We start from the raw sequence: 15758 nt of genomic DNA on the forward strand, positions 1-15758 counted from the left end.
CCGACCGCTATATATTTAGCAATATTATACAGTAAAAAGATAAAGAGCGTCAATGCTTCAACGCTCTCCTCTCCTTAATTTTTCTAATTTTTCTGTAATATCTTCACTAAATATCTTTCGCATGGCGGGTTGCTTTTCTTTCGTGTCTTTTGTACGCCTTCTTACTTGTTGCTTCATTGCTTGCACTTCTAACTCTAATTCACGCGCAGATTTTCGAAGTGCACCTTGCGCAAATATAATCCATTGCTCCGTATAATCCGAAGTTGCAACGTATATTTGTGTATTTATATTTCTAAGCTCAATCGCAAGTTGTTCTATCTTTTCATCTGCAGTTTGATTCTTTCTCGTGAATATTACTTCCACCCGCGATTGTTTCATCTTTTTTTCAATACCATAGACTGTATAGGCATCAAAGACAATCATTACCTTTGTGCCTGTATAGCCTTGATAATCCGCCATCTTATCAATAAGCGCGTCTCTTGATGATTGTAAATCTACATCCCGCAGTTTCTTCAAGTCTCCCCAAGCCCCGATAATGTTGTAACCGTCAACGATTAAAATATCGTCCATTTTTTATTTACCGATTTCGTGACGTTTACGATATACCTCATACATTAACAAACTTGCGGCTACTGAAGCATTTAAGGATGTAACTTTACCAACCATCGGTAAAGTAATTAGGAAATCACACTTTTCACCAATAATACGACTCATACCTTTTCCTTCACTACCAATTACTAGTCCGATTGGCATATTACCATCTAAATTACGGTAATCTGTTTTCCCTTTGGCATCTGTACCAGCAATCCAAAGTCCGCGTTCTTTTAATTCATCAATTGTACGCGATAAATTTGTTACACGTGCAACAGGAATATATTCAATTGCCCCAGTCGACGCTTTCGCAACTGACGCTGTAAGTCCCACCGCTCTTCTTTTTGGAATAATAACCCCATGAGCCCCTGTTGCATCCGCAGTACGCATAATAGAACCTAAGTTATGCGGGTCCTCAATTTCATCTAAAATTAAGAAGAACGGATCTTCATTACGTTTTTCTGCTAATTTAAACAAATCCTCTAACTCAGCATATTGATATGCAGCTACTTGAGCAATTACACCTTGATGATTTCCCTCAACCAATTGATCTAATTTCTTCTTTGGTGCGTGTTGCAAAATAACCTTATTCTCTTTTGCTAATGCTAGTACAATCTGCACTTGCCCTTTGGCAGCACCTTCCGCTACCAAAATTTTATTAATATCTCGCCCCGCTCTTAAAGCTTCAATTACAGGGTTACGTCCGATAATATATTCACTACTCATGATGATGTGCTCCCTTCTTTTTCTTCCAAAACGTCAATCGCCTTATATACAATCTCGTCCAATCTTTCACGATTATTCAACAAGTGATGATAACCGATTAGTGCTTCAAAGGCTGTACTGTGTCGATATGTTTGTACATCTGTATTTTTTGGAACAGTACCCGAATTCGCATTACGCCCTCTTCTTAATACCGCCTCTTCCTCTTCTGTCAAAAATGCCGTCTCTAATAAATGATAAACAACTTTCGCCTGTGCTTTTGCCGAAACAAAGCCCGTCCCTAAGCGATGTAATTGATTTGGACGAACTTTCCCTTTTTGAAGGAGGTGATAGCGGATATATTGTTCATATACCGCATCACCCATATACGCTAACGCTAAGCTGTTCAATTGCTTTGCATCAATCATGCTTATCCTCTTTTCCATCTTGTACCTTGAGCGGTATCTTCTAAAATAATATTACGTCCTTTTAAATCATCGCGAATTTGATCAGATAATGCGAAGTCACGATTTTGACGAGCTTCAATACGCTTTTGGATTAGTGCTTCAATTTCTTCATCAAGCAACTCTTCTTGCACTAATTCTAATCCTAAAATACTAAATAATGTTTCAAGTTGTTTTACATACGCTTCAATTACAACTTTAGAAGTATGTTCTTCTAACAAATATTGATTTGCGTGATTTGCTACGTTATATAATTCAGTAATCGCATTAGCCGTATTAAAATCATCATCCATCGCTTCTTCGAATGCAACCTGGAACTTTTCCATTTCAGCCAACCATTTTTCATTATGGTCCGTTAAATCCGTACTACTTTCCACACGATGCTTTAAGTTACCGTAAGCTGTTTTAATTCTTTCTAATCCATTATTAGTACTTTGCAATAAATCTTCGCTAAAGTTAATTGGGTGACGGTAATGTACCGATAGCATAAAGAACCTGATTAACTGTGGATCATATTGTTTAATGATATCGTGAACTAAAATGAAGTTTCCAAGCGACTTAGACATCTTCTCGTTATTAATATTAATATATCCATTATGCATCCAATAACGTGCAAATGTTTTTCCTGTCAACGCCTCAGACTGCGCAATTTCATTTTCATGATGAGGAAATGCTAAATCTTGACCACCAGCATGAATATCAATTGTATCCCCTAAATATTTACGCGCCATTGCTGAGCATTCAATATGCCACCCTGGGCGTCCTTCTCCCCAAGGACTTTCCCAGAAGATTTCTCCTTCTTTCGCAGCTTTCCATAAAGCAAAGTCAAGAGGGTCTTGTTTCTTTTCTCCTACTTCAATACGTGCACCGTGACGTAAGTCTGCAATCGGTTGATGTGATAATTTACCGTAACCTTCGAACTCTTTCGTTTTAAAGTACACATCGCCTTCTGATTCATATGCATACCCTTTATTCACAAGTTCTTGAATAAATTCAATAATGATATCCATATTTTCCGTTACGCGTGGATGAACCGTTGCATGTTTGCAACCTAGTGCGGTTACATCTTCAAAGTAAGCTTCAACAAAACGATCTGCAATTGTTGGCACATCTTCACCTAATTCGTTTGCCGCCTTAATTAATTTATCATCCACGTCAGTAAAGTTAGATACATACTGCACATCATATCCTTTATATTCTAAGTAACGGCGTACTGTATCAAATACCATAGGTGGTCTTGCATTCCCAATGTGAATGTAGTTATACACTGTAGGTCCGCACACATACATCTTCACCTTATTTTTTTCTAATGGCATAAACTCTTCTTTTTGACGCGTTAACGTATTATAAATGTGAATAGTCACTTTTATCCTTCCTTTCTACCTTTACTTCGAGTTGCTTTCTCAATTTATCAAGTTCTGCTTCCATAACCTTTAATTTATCAAAAATCGGATCCGGAAGATCAGAATGATTTAATTCTTGACCAATCTTTACTCCATTTTGAATAACGACTCGGCCAGGTATACCTACAACTGTAGAATGCGCAGGAACTTCCTTTAACACGACAGATCCTGCTCCAATTTTAGAATTCTCTCCAATAGTAATAGAACCTAGTACTTTAGCACCTGTTGCAATTAAGACATTATCCTGAATTGTAGGGTGCCTCTTTCCTTTTTCTTTACCTGTACCACCTAATGTGACACCTTGATAAATTGTTACGTTTTCGCCAATTTCACACGTTTCTCCAATTACAACCCCCATTCCATGATCAATGAAAAAACGACGACCAATAGTTGCTCCTGGATGAATCTCAATGCCAGTAAAAAAACGACTAACTTGTGAAATCCAACGTGCCATAAAGAAAAAATTCCTTTTATAAAAAGCATGTGCAATTCGATGGGCCCAAACTGCATGTAATCCAGAGTAAGTTAAAATGACTTCGAAATAACTTCGTGCCGCTGGATCCTGTTCAAAAACGACTTCAATATCTTCCCGAAGCCTCTTAAACATCGATGTTCCCTCCCCTTTATGGGCTGCTTTTTTCGAGTGAACTAACTCCCCACTTCCTCCTAAATCTTTATGCAAGGGGATAAAACTTATACTCACACCCATTTACATGGTATAAAAAAAAGACGCCTCTGTCATATAGACAGAGACGCCTTATAAGCGCGGTTCCACTCTGTTTAGGCTAAAGAAGCCTCAAACTCATCCATGATAACGGTTTACACCGCTTCTGTTTACTTTGCGCCCTAAGACGTTCCGCGAAATACTTCGCTGTTCAACAGAAGACTCGAAGGGGCATTTCAAAAATCCGCTTATAAACCACTTCCAGCCTAAGGGTGGTTCTCTCTGTAAAAAGCCTGATTTTCTACTTCTCCTTCTCGTCGCTTTTCCTTATTAGATTTTAGATATACTTATTATATTGCTAAACCTAAAAAATGTTAACCAATTACTTTTTGAATACGATTTAAAACTTTTTCTTTTCCAAGAAGAGCAATAGCGTTAGGAAGCTCTGGGCCATGTGTTTGTCCAGTAGTAGCAACACGGATTGGCATAAATAGGTTTTTACCTTTATGTCCTGTTTCCTTTTGAACTGCTTTAATAGCCGCCTTAACTGCCGCTGGCTCCATTGCTTCTAAAGCTTCTAATTGATCGGCAAATGTACGAAGTACTTCAGGTACTTGTTCACCCTTCAATACTTCTTGTCCCTCTTCTTCATGATCAACATGATCTTTAAAGAACATCTCAGAAAGCTCTACAATTTCAGCTCCAAAGCTCATTTGGTCATGATATAAAGCAATTACATCACGAACCCAAGCTTGTTCTTGTTCGCTTAAGTTTTCACCCACACGGCCCGCTTTAACTAAATGCGGTAAGCTTAGTTCAACAACCGTATCTAAATCTTGTTTTTTCATATATTGGTTGTTCATCCATTTTAGTTTTTGAGAATCAAATAATGCAGGTGATTTTGATAAACGAGCTGCATCAAACATTTTGATAAACTCATCTTGAGAGAAGATTTCTTCTTCACCTACTGGTGACCAACCTAGTAATGCAATAAAGTTAAAGATTGCTTCTGGAAGATATCCAAGCTCTTTATATTGCTCAATAAATTGAATAATAGATTCGTCACGCTTACTTAGCTTTTTACGGCTTTCGTTTACAATTAAAGTCATATGACCGAACTTCGGGATATCCCAACCGAAAGCTTCATAAATCATCATTTGTTTTGGCGTGTTTGAAATATGATCATCACCACGAAGCACGTGTGTAATCTCCATTAAGTGATCATCCACCGCTACCGCAAAGTTATAAGTTGGAATTCCATCTTTTTTCACGATAACGAAATCACCAAAATCATTTGAATGGAATGCAACTTCATCTTTTACGATATCTTTAAACGTGTAGTCGCTATCAGCTGGCACACGGAAGCGAATACTTGGAATACGGCCTTCAGCCTCAAATCCTTTAATTTGCTCCTCAGTTAAATCACGATGATTTCCTGCATAACGCGGTGTTTCACCACGAGCGATTTGACCTTCACGCTCTGCCTCTAGCTCTTCTTCTGTCATATAACATTTGTAAGCTAAATCACGCTCTAATAAATCTTCATATAATTTTTTATAAATATCTAAACGCTCTGTTTGACGATATGGTCCAAATTCACCACCAACATCAACACCTTCATCCCAGTCCATACCGAGCCATTTCAAGTATTTTAATTGGCTTTCTTCTCCACCAGCAACATTACGTTTCACATCAGTATCTTCAATACGAATAATAAACTTACCATCTTGATGACGAGCAAATAAATAATTAAATAATGCCGTACGCGCATTTCCGATATGTAAGTGTCCTGTTGGACTTGGCGCATAGCGCACTCTCACTTGCTTTTCCATAGTTGGTACACCTTCCAATCTTAATGTCAACACATTCTATAATTGTACACCAAAAAAACGTGATTATCCATCTTACGAATTAAAAACCACTATTTTTTCTGTAATAAAACAACCGCTTGAGAAGCAATCCCTTCTTCTCTACCTGTAAATCCTAATTTTTCTGTTGTTGTTGCCTTTACATTAATGTTATCAATAGACGTTTCTAATAATTCACTAATGCGTTTACGCATGCTTTCAATATGCGGTGCCATTTTTGGCTTTTGGGCAATAATTGTACAATCTAGGTTCCCTAGCTCATAACCTTGTTCACGCACAAATTCCCAAACCTTTTGTAACAATACAGCTGAATCCGCATCTTTAAAGGCAGGATCTGTATCAGGAAAATGCTTTCCAATATCCCCTGCTGCAATTGCTCCTAGACATGCGTCAGCAATCGTATGTAACAATACATCTGCATCCGAGTGACCGATTAATCCTTTTTCATGAGGAATTGTAATTCCGCCGATAATTAACGGTCTACCTTCCGCAAATTCATGTACATCAAAACCTTGTCCAATTCGAAACATTCTTTACATCCTCCTCAATCTAAACTACTTTATGAATTCTATATTATATTGCTATCCCTATAAAGAAAAGCTCGGCAACTGCCGAGCTTTTCTTTACTATAATACCATCACTTCTATTTCTTCTGAACATGAAGGAAACTTTCAGCAATTAGTAAATCCTCTGGAGTCGTCACTTTAATATTATAGTAACTCCCCTCTACTACTCCTACTTGCTTCCCGACACGTTCTACAAGACTTGCATCATCTGTACCAAGAAAACAACTTTGCTTTGCACTTCTATGAGCTTCTAATAAAAGAGGAACAGAAAATCCTTGCGGTGTTTGAACCGCTTTAAGCTGAGAACGTTCTACCGTTTCAACAACAACACCCTGTTCTACTTTCTTAATGGTATCCTTCACTGGCACCGCACAAATGGAGGCACCATATTTCTCTGCTGCAGTTAATACATCTTGCATCATCTTATTCGTTACGAACGGGCGTGCACCATCGTGTACGAGAACATACTCCACTCCGCTCACATGATAAAGCGCATTATATACGCTATCTTGTCTTTCAGCCCCGCCTTGAATAAATTGCACCTGTTTTTCAACCGGGTACTTCTGCATTAACTCCTCAAAATATGGACGTTCCTCTTCGTTAATTGCCATAATAATACGTTTACACGCTTTATCTTTTTCAAAAGCACGTAATGTATGTACAATAATCGGTACTTCATTTATAAGTAAGAACAACTTATTTTTGCCAGCACCCATTCGTTTTCCTTGACCCGCCGCTGGAATAATTAATGTATACATATTAATAATCCTCTACTTATAATGCTTTTTCTAATAATTTACGTTTTGCGAAAATCATACGACCAGCCGATGTTTGCAACACACTTGTAACAAGTACATTAAGTTGCGAACCAACATATTCTCTACCATCTTCTACTACAATCATCGTGCCATCATCTAAGTATGCAACACCTTGATTTTGCTCTTTACCATCTTTTACAACATAAACACTTAGTTCTTCGCCAGGGAGTACGACTGGTTTAATCGCATTTGCTAAATCATTAATGTTTAACACCGTTACTCCTTGTAATTCAGAAACTTTGTTTAAGTTGAAGTCATTTGTTACAACAGTTCCACCAGTGACTTTCGCTAACTTTACAAGCTTGCTATCCACTTCTTGGATATCTTCAAAATCGCCTTCATAAATTTCTACCGGAATTGGCATCTCTTTTTGAATACGATTCAAAATGTCTAATCCTCTGCGACCACGATTACGCTTTAACGCATCAGAAGAATCGGCAATATGCTGAAGCTCTTCTAATACGAATTGTGGAATCACAATTGTTCCTTCTAAAAACTTCGTTTGGCAAATATCTGCAATACGTCCATCAATAATTACACTCGTATCGAGAATTTTCCAATGAGCCGTAGATTTTTCTACCTCTACCTCTTCGTTCTCACTATTGTTTTTCTTTTTACCTCCGCGCTGGGGTAATGTAAATAATCCTAACAATTCATTTCTCTTTTTAAACCCTACTTGGAATCCTAAATAACCAAGTAAAAGTGTAAAGAACACTTGTAATACTGTACTAATGACTGGAATCGTGAATTCACGAATTGGTATCAAAATTAAATATGCAACAATAAGACCAGAGATCAACCCTAATGTACCAAATAAAACATCTGCTACCGGTGCCTTAACAAGGGCCTCTTCGATATGCTTAATAAGTTGGACAATATAATCTACAAGCCAAAATGTTGTTAAAAATAAAATAATTGCACCAATAATTGCACGAACATAAGACCCTTCCAACCAAGGAACAGCGCCGATGTCCATTACATTAATAACTTTTGGAATTAAGAAAATCCCTAATGCTCCCCCGATCACTAAAAAGAAGAGCTGTACAATCCGTTTTAACATCTAACCACCTCCTACTCATTATTAACCATTGTTTCGCTAATCAAAACGCCGAATGCAAAAGCGGATGTGTTTTTTTGTAAATAGTTTTATTTACCAATATACCATATCATATAACAAAAATGTTCTAGTGTCGTTATATTATGGAATCAATGTAATATTCTTAATTGTGTCTACTCATATAGAGATGCTCTTGAATTCTTTTTAGTCCCTCTCGTATTTTCTTCGCCCTAACTTCTCCAATTCCTTCCACATCATCCAATTCATTAATAGTTGCACGACAAACACCTTGTAGCGTTTTAAATCGATTAATTAAATTTTCAATGATAAGTGGTGGAACACGAGAAATTTTGCTTGCGATTCGGTATCCCCTCGGTGTCACGCTTTCTTCTAAGCTCGTTTGCCCTGGATAGCCAAGCAATTTAACTAAATCGCTATCCTCTAAAAGCTGTGTATTTGCAAGATCTTGTAACTTTTTCAAAATTTGATGGTGATCCTGCGTTTTTTCTTGATAATAATCCTTAATTAATAACGCTGCCTCTGCTTCTAAGTCGGCTAGTAATTCTGTAAGTTGTAAACGAATTAACCTTCCTTCCGTTCCTAACTCATGAATGTAGCTCAATATTTCATTTTTAATACGCAGTACCATTTCAACACTATGTAAAACGTGAACTACCTCGGACATTGTAACGACCTCTTCAAATTCTAGAATGCCCAAATTCGTAATCCCATCATTCCATACAGCTTTATATTTTTCTAACGTTTGAATAGCTTGATTTGCCTTTGTTAAAATTACACCTATATCTTTTAGTGTATAACGTAAGTTCCCTTGATAGAGTGTAATTACGTTACGTCTTTGTGAAATAGCCACAACAAGGCTAGCCGTCTGTTTTGCTACACGCTCTGCCGTTCGGTGACGCATACCTGTTTCAATAGAATCAATGGATGGATCTGGAACTAATTGTGCATTTGCAATTAAAATTTTGCTCCCAGTTTCATTTAAAATAAGTGCCCCATCCATTTTTGCTAATTCATATAAACTAGCCGGTGAGAATGCACAATTAATGTGAAATCCTCCATCAACAATACTTTTAATCTGCTCATTATACCCAAGAACAATTAGCCCTCCAGTTTGCGCACGAAGTACGTTATCTATCCCTTCGCGTAGTGGTGTTCCCGGGGCAACGAGCTGTAGAATGTTAATCATACTTTTGACACGTTGCTTGTTTTCCTCCATAGCCTAGCCTCCTAACGTCAAACGAAGCGCTTCTCCTAAATTAGAAACACCTACCACCTCAATCCCATCTGGAATTGTCCATCCTCCCAAATTTTTTCTAGGAATAATAGCACGTTGAAATCCTAATTTCGCTGCTTCTTGTACACGTTGTTCAATTCTTGATACTCTTCTTATTTCTCCAGTTAGGCCTACTTCTCCTATTACCGCATCGGTTGGTGCAGTAGCTTTATCCCTGAAACTTGAAGCAATACTTAAGGCGACAGCTAAATCGATTGCTGGTTCATCTAATTTCAAGCCACCCGCGACTTTTAAATATGCGTCTTGATTTTGCAACAATAAACCTGTTCTTTTTTCTAGCACTGCCATAATAAGTGAAACGCGGTTATGATCAATTCCCGTCGCCATTCTTCGAGGATTTCCAAAACTAGTAGGGGAGATTAATGCTTGTATTTCTACTAAAACCGGTCTTGTTCCTTCCATTGAAGCAACCACTGTGGATCCTGCAACTCCAACTGGACGTTCCTCAAGGAAAATTTCAGAAGGATTTAGTACTTCTGCAAGACCTAGTTCCTTCATTTCAAAGATACCCATTTCATTTGTGGAACCAAAACGGTTCTTCACAGCTCGCAAAATACGATATGTATGGTGACGATCTCCTTCAAAGTAAAGAACTGCATCAACCATATGTTCTAGCATACGTGGTCCTGCAATTGCCCCTTCTTTTGTCACATGTCCGACGATAAAAATAGGAATCCCTTTCGTCTTTGCAAGTTTCATTAATTCCGCTGTACATTCACGTACTTGCGCTACACTTCCTGGGGCTGACGTCACTTCAGGTAAATGTATCGTCTGAATGGAGTCAATAACAACAAAAGCTGGATTCATCTCTTCAATGTGCGCTGCAATTCGCTGTAAATCAGTCTCTGCTACAACAAATAGATTACTACCCTTTACATGCAAACGATCTGCACGAAGTTTAATCTGCTTCGCTGACTCCTCACCTGATATGTATAATACATCATATGAAGAATCTGCTAATTGCGATGAAATTTGTAATAACAATGTTGATTTCCCAATCCCAGGGTCCCCACCAATAAGTACTAAAGATCCATCTACAATCCCGCCACCAAGTACACGGTTAAACTCTTGAAATTTCGTTTCAATACGCGCCTCAGACTTTGTTTCTACTTCTGTTAAGCGTCTTGGTTTTGTTACTTCTGATTGAATTGCATTGACATAATTAAGGCGTCTTGATGATACAACTGGTTCCATCTCTTCAACAAGCGTATTCCATTGACCACATCCAGGACATTTCCCCATATATTTTGGCGACTGATAACCACATTCTTGACATGTAAATTTTGTTTTCTTTTTAGCCATATCTTTTATAGTTCACTTCACTTTCATCTACAAACGTTTATCCTTCTCGTACAAGAAAGAGGGCTATCGCGTAGCCCTCTTTGTTTGTCTATACTTATTTTACCTTTTCCGCACTATGAATGACAAATGATTCTCCTTCTACATCAAAGATAACTTTTTGTCCTTTCTCAATAGCACCTTTTAACAGTTCTTCTGATAGTCTATCTTCTACATGTTTTTGAATTGCTCTACGAAGCGGACGAGCACCGTACTCTCGATCAAATCCTTTATCAGCAATTGCTGAAATAGCTCCTTCTGTTAAGTGCAATTCAATCTCTTGTTCTTTTAAGCGCTTCACTAACTGATTCACCATAAGAGTTACAATTTCTTGAATATGTTTTTTCTCAAGCATATGGAACACGATAATTTCATCAATACGGTTTAAGAATTCTGGACGAAATGCTTTTTTCAATTCATCCATTACTTTACCTTTCATATCTGAATAATCGCGGCTCTCATCTTGTACGTTAAATCCAAGATGTTTATTACGTTTTAATGCGTCTGCACCAACATTAGACGTCATAATAACAATTGTATTACGGAAATCAACTGTACGTCCTTTAGAATCTGTTAAACGGCCATCTTCTAATACTTGTAGTAAAATATTAAACACATCAGGATGAGCTTTCTCTACTTCATCTAATAAGACAACTGAATATGGCTTACGACGAACTTTCTCTGTTAATTGTCCACCTTCTTCATATCCAACATATCCTGGAGGGGATCCAACTAAACGAGAAGTAGAATGCTTTTCCATGTACTCAGACATATCGATGCGGATCATTGCATCCTCATCACCGAACATAGATTCCGCTAATGCCCTCGCTAGTTCTGTTTTCCCTACACCAGTCGGTCCTAGGAAAATAAATGAGCCAATTGGACGTTTCGGATCTTTTAATCCCGCTCTCGCACGACGAACAGCTTTTGCCACAGCTACAACTGCTTCATCCTGCCCAATTAAACGATCATGTAAAATTGATTCCAAGTTTAATAATTTATCTGTCTCTGTTTGTGCAAGTTTAGAAACTGGAATACGTGTCCATGTGGAAACGACATTTGCAATATCTTCTACTGTTACTTCTGAGTTTTCTTGTCCTTGTTTCTCTTTCCACTGACGCTTTGTATCTTCTAACTTTTCACGTAAACGTTGTTCCATATCACGTAAGGAAGCAGCTTTTTCAAATTCTTGGCTTTGTACAGCTGCATCTTTTTCTTTTCTAATTTCCTCAAGCTTCACTTCAAGCTCTTTTAAGTTTGGCGGTGTTGTATAAGAACGTAAGCGCACTTTTGATGCAGCCTCATCAATTAAATCGATTGCTTTATCAGGTAAAAAACGGTCTGTAATGTAACGATCTGAAAGTTTTACAGCCGCATCGATTGCATCATCTGTAATAGATACACGGTGATGCGCCTCATAACGGTCACGTAAACCTTTTAAAATTTGAACTGATTCTTCTAAGTTTGGTTCATCAACATGAATTGGTTGGAAACGTCTTTCTAATGCCGCATCCTTTTCAATATATTTACGATATTCGTCTAAAGTTGTTGCACCAATACATTGTAATTCACCACGTGCTAAAGATGGTTTTAAAATATTCGATGCATCAATTGCACCTTCCGCTCCTCCTGCACCAATTAACGTATGAAGCTCATCAATAAATAGAATGATATTACCAGCTTGGCGAATCTCATCCATCACTTTCTTTAAACGATCCTCAAATTCACCACGATATTTTGTTCCAGCAACAACTGTACCCATATCTAATGTCATAACACGCTTATCTCTTAAAGTTTCAGGAACTTCATTATTTACAATTTGCTGTGCTAATCCTTCCGCAATTGCTGTCTTACCTACACCAGGTTCTCCAATTAATACTGGATTGTTTTTTGTTCTACGGCTTAACACTTCAATTACACGTTGAATTTCTTTACTACGTCCAATAACAGGATCTAAACGATTTTCACGTGCAACAACTGTTAAATCGCGTGCTAGGCTGTCAAGTGTAGGTGTATTCGCATTTGTTGATGAACCACCTTGGTGACCTGAACTAGCTTCATTACTTCCAAGGAGTTGTAACACTTGTTGTCTTGCTTTATTTAGGCTTACACCTAAATTATTTAAAACACGTGCTGCTACACCTTCACCTTCACGGATTAAACCAAGTAAAATATGTTCTGTTCCAACGTAGGAATGGCCCAATTTACGAGCTTCGTCCATAGACAACTCAATAACTTTTTTAGCACGAGGTGTGTAGTGTACTGTTTGAGAAGCTTCGGTTCCACGTCCAATTAGTGCTTCTACCTCTTTTTGAACTTTCTCTGGACTTAATCCAAGAGCAACTAACGCTTTTGCTGCAATTCCTTCACCTTCGCGTACAAGCCCAAGTAAAATATGTTCTGTTCCAATATTATTATGCCCAATGCGAATTGCTTCCTCTTGAGATAAAGCTAATACTTTCTGTGCTCGTTCTGTAAATCTTCCAAACATCATAGAAATCGCCTCCTACTTGCGCTTAATTTTGTTCAATTCGTAATCGCTCACGGATTAAGGTTGCTCTTCGATAATCTCTTTCTTCTGGTCCTAGAGGTCCTCCTGCATATTGTTGCAAAATGCCTGGCTGAGTAAGAACCATTAACTCAGTTAAAATATTTCTCGATATACCTTGTATATATCCTAAGTCAATACCAAGTCGTAGATCTGATAAGCAAGTGGCTGCCTCCGCAGATTGAATTAAACGACTGTTAGCTAGTATTCCGTAAGAGCGATATACTTTATCTTCAAGCTCAATACTTGAATTTTGTACAATTAATTCTCTAGCCATTTTTTCTTGTTGCATAATTTGTTGAATAACACTCTTTAAATCTGCAATAATATCTTCTTCTGATTTCCCTAGTGTCATTTGATTTGACACTTGAAATATATTACCTAACGCTTCGCTACCTTCACCGTATATTCCTCTTACTACTAACCCTAATTTTTGAATTACTTGTATAATACGGTTAATTCTTTTCGTTAAAACCAGTCCCGGCAAATGAATCATTACCGAAGCCCTTAATCCTGTACCGACGTTAGTGGGGCAACTCGTAATATATCCAAGCGATTCATCAAAAGCATATTCAACCTGTTCCTCAATCCAATTATCTATTTGATTGGCACTTTGAAGCGCCTCTGATAACTGCAAACCTGAAAATAGGCACTGAATCCTAACATGATCCTCTTCATTAAGCATGATACTAATATGTTCACTTTCTGATAGTAGGCATGCTCCGTATTCTGTTCCTGCAAGATTCGGACTAATTAAATGCTTCTCAACTAAAACTCTCCTTTGAAGAGGAGTTAATTCATTCATTTTTAACAGTTCAAACTCTCCAAAAGGTTCTATCGGTTTATTTACAAACTTCTTCTTAAATAATTCATGAATCTGTTTAGCTTCTTCCTCGTTTTGCATAGTAGAGAATTGATATTTTTTTAAATTACGAGCCAAACGAATTCGACTACTTAAAACAATATCAGAATCAGGGCCATCCCCCTTCATCCATGGACTAATCGCTTCATTCATAATTCGGTCCAGTGACATAGAACTATTCCCCCTCTCTATGCTCACTACGCAGATTTTCAAGGGCTCGAATTTTATCTCGTGCTTTAGCTGCTTTCTCAAATTCCTCTTTCTGTACATATTGCTTCAGATTGAGTTTTAGTTCATCTAATTCTTTCTTTAAGTGGATATTTCCTTCTATTCGTTCCGGAATCTTTCCACAATGATCTGTATGTCCACCGTGAAGACGTTTTAACAATGGTTTTAAATGCTCCTTAAATGTATCGTAACAAGAAGCACATCCAAAGCGTCCCACTTTTGTAAATTGTTCATATGTCATCTTGCAATTCGGACATCTTAATATATTTGTATTTAAAAATGCATCTTGCCCTTCTTCAAACATTGCTGGTTCACCATGTAATAATCCGGCTAATAGGTTATGGAATGAAAAATTAGACTGTGGTGATTGAAAGAAAGACGTATAGCCACTTTGTTCTGCACATTGCTCGCAAAGATGAACTTCCGCCTTTTTTTCGTTGATTACTTTTGTATAATGTAAAGTTGCTGTTCTCATATTACAGTTTTGACAAGTCATCGCTATCCCCACCTTTACAACAGGAACGATCTATCTCATGCTACTTTTCATACATTACTAGATTGTTCGCTTTCCTTAATCCATTTAATAAAAGCACATGTCATCTTTCAAAATCCCTACAATAATAAACTGCACTACCTTAGTTATCATTCTTTACAAAAGTTATATTTATTTATATTTCAGTGTTCTTAACATTGCGCATAATATTCGAGCCCTAAGTTCATCTCGAGAAGGAACATCCATTACCAATACAGAACGATCTAGTACGCTTAACATAAGTTTAGCTTCACGATTTGTTATAATACCCTCTTCTATTAAACGTATAATCATACTTTCTGCATTTCCTTGTGCAACGCTATGATCAATCATATGAAGCATTTGATCAATAATGTCTATATCATCATGCAGTTTGACCTTTATAATGCGAATGTAACCTCCTCCACCTCGTTTACTTTCTACTACAAATCCTCTTTCTAGTGTAAAACGGGTATTGATTACATAGTTGATTTGAGACGGCACACAATCGAATCGATCCGCCACCTCATTCCGCTTGATTTCAATCACATTATTATTGCTTAAGTCAATAACTTGCTTTAGATATTTCTCAATGATATCAGATATATTTCTCATTTATCCGCCACCTTTATTGACTTTGACTATCTTTGACTTTAATTATATACGTATTAAAAAAATTTGCAACTCTTTTGCTTATTCACTATCCTAGCCACATTTTCCAATGTTTAATCATGCGAACTATTCTTTAAGCAGGGATTTTTAAATTAACATAAATTCTAAAAGAAAACACGAAAAAACACGAATCATTTGATTCGTGTTTTAG

15 protein-coding genes and 1 other annotated feature are annotated in these 15758 nt (G+C 37.4%); all 15 genes read right to left on the minus strand.

Features of this window, described 5'->3' with window-relative positions:
- Positions 1-57 precede the first annotated feature (57 nt).
- The 15 genes from FT637_RS26205 to ctsR all read right to left on the minus strand — a co-directional run bounded on the left by FT637_RS26205 (position 58) and on the right by ctsR (position 15550).
- Entirely contained in the window at positions 58-570 is a 513-nt protein-coding gene (locus FT637_RS26205; RefSeq protein WP_193648757.1) for an NYN domain-containing protein, read from the minus strand.
- A gap of 3 nt (positions 571-573) precedes the next feature.
- A complete protein-coding gene (rlmB, locus tag FT637_RS26210) occupies positions 574-1317 on the minus strand; it encodes a 23S rRNA (guanosine(2251)-2'-O)-methyltransferase RlmB (protein WP_002091503.1) in 744 nt (247 codons plus the stop codon).
- Positions 1314-1721, minus strand: a complete 408-nt coding sequence (locus tag FT637_RS26215) for a Mini-ribonuclease 3 (RefSeq protein WP_002204579.1) — start codon at positions 1719-1721, stop codon at positions 1314-1316. The genes rlmB and FT637_RS26215 overlap by 4 nt, the downstream gene beginning before the upstream one ends.
- A gap of 2 nt (positions 1722-1723) precedes the next feature.
- The gene (gene cysS, locus FT637_RS26220) at positions 1724-3121 is read right to left on the minus strand and encodes a cysteine--tRNA ligase (RefSeq protein WP_193648758.1); all 1398 of its coding nucleotides are present in this window, start codon (positions 3119-3121) and stop codon (positions 1724-1726) included.
- On the minus strand, positions 3102-3767 hold the full coding sequence (cysE, locus tag FT637_RS26225) for a serine O-acetyltransferase (RefSeq protein ID WP_193648759.1): 666 nt from the start codon (positions 3765-3767) through the stop codon (positions 3102-3104). The genes cysS and cysE overlap by 20 nt, the downstream gene beginning before the upstream one ends.
- A gap of 138 nt (positions 3768-3905) precedes the next feature.
- Positions 3906-4151: a binding site (T-box leader), on the minus strand.
- 47 nt (positions 4152-4198) lie between these two features.
- Entirely contained in the window at positions 4199-5656 is a 1458-nt protein-coding gene (gltX, locus tag FT637_RS26230; protein ID WP_002113298.1) for a glutamate--tRNA ligase, read from the minus strand.
- Positions 5657-5745: 89 nt separating this feature from the next.
- Positions 5746-6222 carry a 2-C-methyl-D-erythritol 2,4-cyclodiphosphate synthase gene (ispF, locus tag FT637_RS26235; RefSeq protein WP_000488386.1) on the minus strand — a complete coding sequence of 159 codons (477 nt, stop codon included), beginning with the start codon at positions 6220-6222 and terminating at the stop codon, positions 5746-5748.
- Positions 6223-6335: 113 nt separating this feature from the next.
- Positions 6336-7016, minus strand: coding sequence for a 2-C-methyl-D-erythritol 4-phosphate cytidylyltransferase (gene ispD / locus FT637_RS26240; protein ID WP_193648760.1), 681 nt, complete (start codon positions 7014-7016; stop codon positions 6336-6338).
- A gap of 16 nt (positions 7017-7032) precedes the next feature.
- Positions 7033-8136 (minus strand): PIN/TRAM domain-containing protein, encoded by a 1104-nt coding sequence (locus FT637_RS26245; protein WP_002115284.1) that lies wholly within the window; start codon positions 8134-8136, stop codon positions 7033-7035.
- A gap of 160 nt (positions 8137-8296) precedes the next feature.
- A complete protein-coding gene (gene disA / locus FT637_RS26250) occupies positions 8297-9370 on the minus strand; it encodes a DNA integrity scanning diadenylate cyclase DisA (protein ID WP_070140523.1) in 1074 nt (357 codons plus the stop codon).
- A gap of 3 nt (positions 9371-9373) precedes the next feature.
- Positions 9374-10750, minus strand: a complete 1377-nt coding sequence (radA, locus tag FT637_RS26255; RefSeq protein ID WP_193648761.1) for a DNA repair protein RadA — start codon at positions 10748-10750, stop codon at positions 9374-9376.
- Positions 10751-10844: 94 nt separating this feature from the next.
- Positions 10845-13280 (minus strand): ATP-dependent protease ATP-binding subunit ClpC, encoded by a 2436-nt coding sequence (gene clpC, locus FT637_RS26260; protein ID WP_193648762.1) that lies wholly within the window; start codon positions 13278-13280, stop codon positions 10845-10847.
- Positions 13281-13302: 22 nt separating this feature from the next.
- Positions 13303-14367, minus strand: coding sequence for a protein arginine kinase (locus FT637_RS26265; protein WP_193648763.1), 1065 nt, complete (start codon positions 14365-14367; stop codon positions 13303-13305).
- 4 nt (positions 14368-14371) lie between these two features.
- Positions 14372-14920, minus strand: coding sequence for a UvrB/UvrC motif-containing protein (locus FT637_RS26270; protein ID WP_193648764.1), 549 nt, complete (start codon positions 14918-14920; stop codon positions 14372-14374).
- Between the two features lie 168 nt (positions 14921-15088).
- Positions 15089-15550, minus strand: coding sequence for a transcriptional regulator CtsR (gene ctsR / locus FT637_RS26275; RefSeq protein ID WP_105587609.1), 462 nt, complete (start codon positions 15548-15550; stop codon positions 15089-15091).
- Between the last annotated feature and the right edge of the window lie 208 nt (positions 15551-15758).

Source organism: Bacillus cereus, assembly GCF_015071065.1.
Taxonomy (GTDB): Bacteria; Bacillota; Bacilli; order Bacillales; family Bacillaceae_G; genus Bacillus_A; species Bacillus_A cereus_BA.

Excerpts from the sequence above, each read along its gene's own strand:
- FT637_RS26205 (WP_193648757.1), bottom strand. The coding sequence starts at position 570 with ATGGACGATATTTTAATCGTTGACGGTTACAACATTATCGGGGCTTGG.
- rlmB (WP_002091503.1), bottom strand. The coding sequence starts at position 1,317 with ATGAGTAGTGAATATATTATCGGACGTAACCCTGTAATTGAAGCTTTA.
- FT637_RS26215 (WP_002204579.1), bottom strand. The coding sequence starts at position 1,721 with ATGATTGATGCAAAGCAATTGAACAGCTTAGCGTTAGCGTATATGGGT.
- cysE (WP_193648759.1), bottom strand. The coding sequence starts at position 3,767 with ATGTTTAAGAGGCTTCGGGAAGATATTGAAGTCGTTTTTGAACAGGAT.
- gltX (WP_002113298.1), bottom strand. The coding sequence starts at position 5,656 with ATGGAAAAGCAAGTGAGAGTGCGCTATGCGCCAAGTCCAACAGGACAC.
- ispF (WP_000488386.1), bottom strand. The coding sequence starts at position 6,222 with ATGTTTCGAATTGGACAAGGTTTTGATGTACATGAATTTGCGGAAGGT.
- ispD (WP_193648760.1), bottom strand. The coding sequence starts at position 7,016 with ATGTATACATTAATTATTCCAGCGGCGGGTCAAGGAAAACGAATGGGT.
- FT637_RS26245 (WP_002115284.1), bottom strand. The coding sequence starts at position 8,136 with ATGTTAAAACGGATTGTACAGCTCTTCTTTTTAGTGATCGGGGGAGCA.
- disA (WP_070140523.1), bottom strand. The coding sequence starts at position 9,370 with ATGGAGGAAAACAAGCAACGTGTCAAAAGTATGATTAACATTCTACAG.
- radA (WP_193648761.1), bottom strand. The coding sequence starts at position 10,750 with ATGGCTAAAAAGAAAACAAAATTTACATGTCAAGAATGTGGTTATCAG.
- clpC (WP_193648762.1), bottom strand. The coding sequence starts at position 13,280 with ATGATGTTTGGAAGATTTACAGAACGAGCACAGAAAGTATTAGCTTTA.
- FT637_RS26265 (WP_193648763.1), bottom strand. The coding sequence starts at position 14,367 with ATGTCACTGGACCGAATTATGAATGAAGCGATTAGTCCATGGATGAAG.
- FT637_RS26270 (WP_193648764.1), bottom strand. The coding sequence starts at position 14,920 with ATGACTTGTCAAAACTGTAATATGAGAACAGCAACTTTACATTATACA.
- ctsR (WP_105587609.1), bottom strand. The coding sequence starts at position 15,550 with ATGAGAAATATATCTGATATCATTGAGAAATATCTAAAGCAAGTTATT.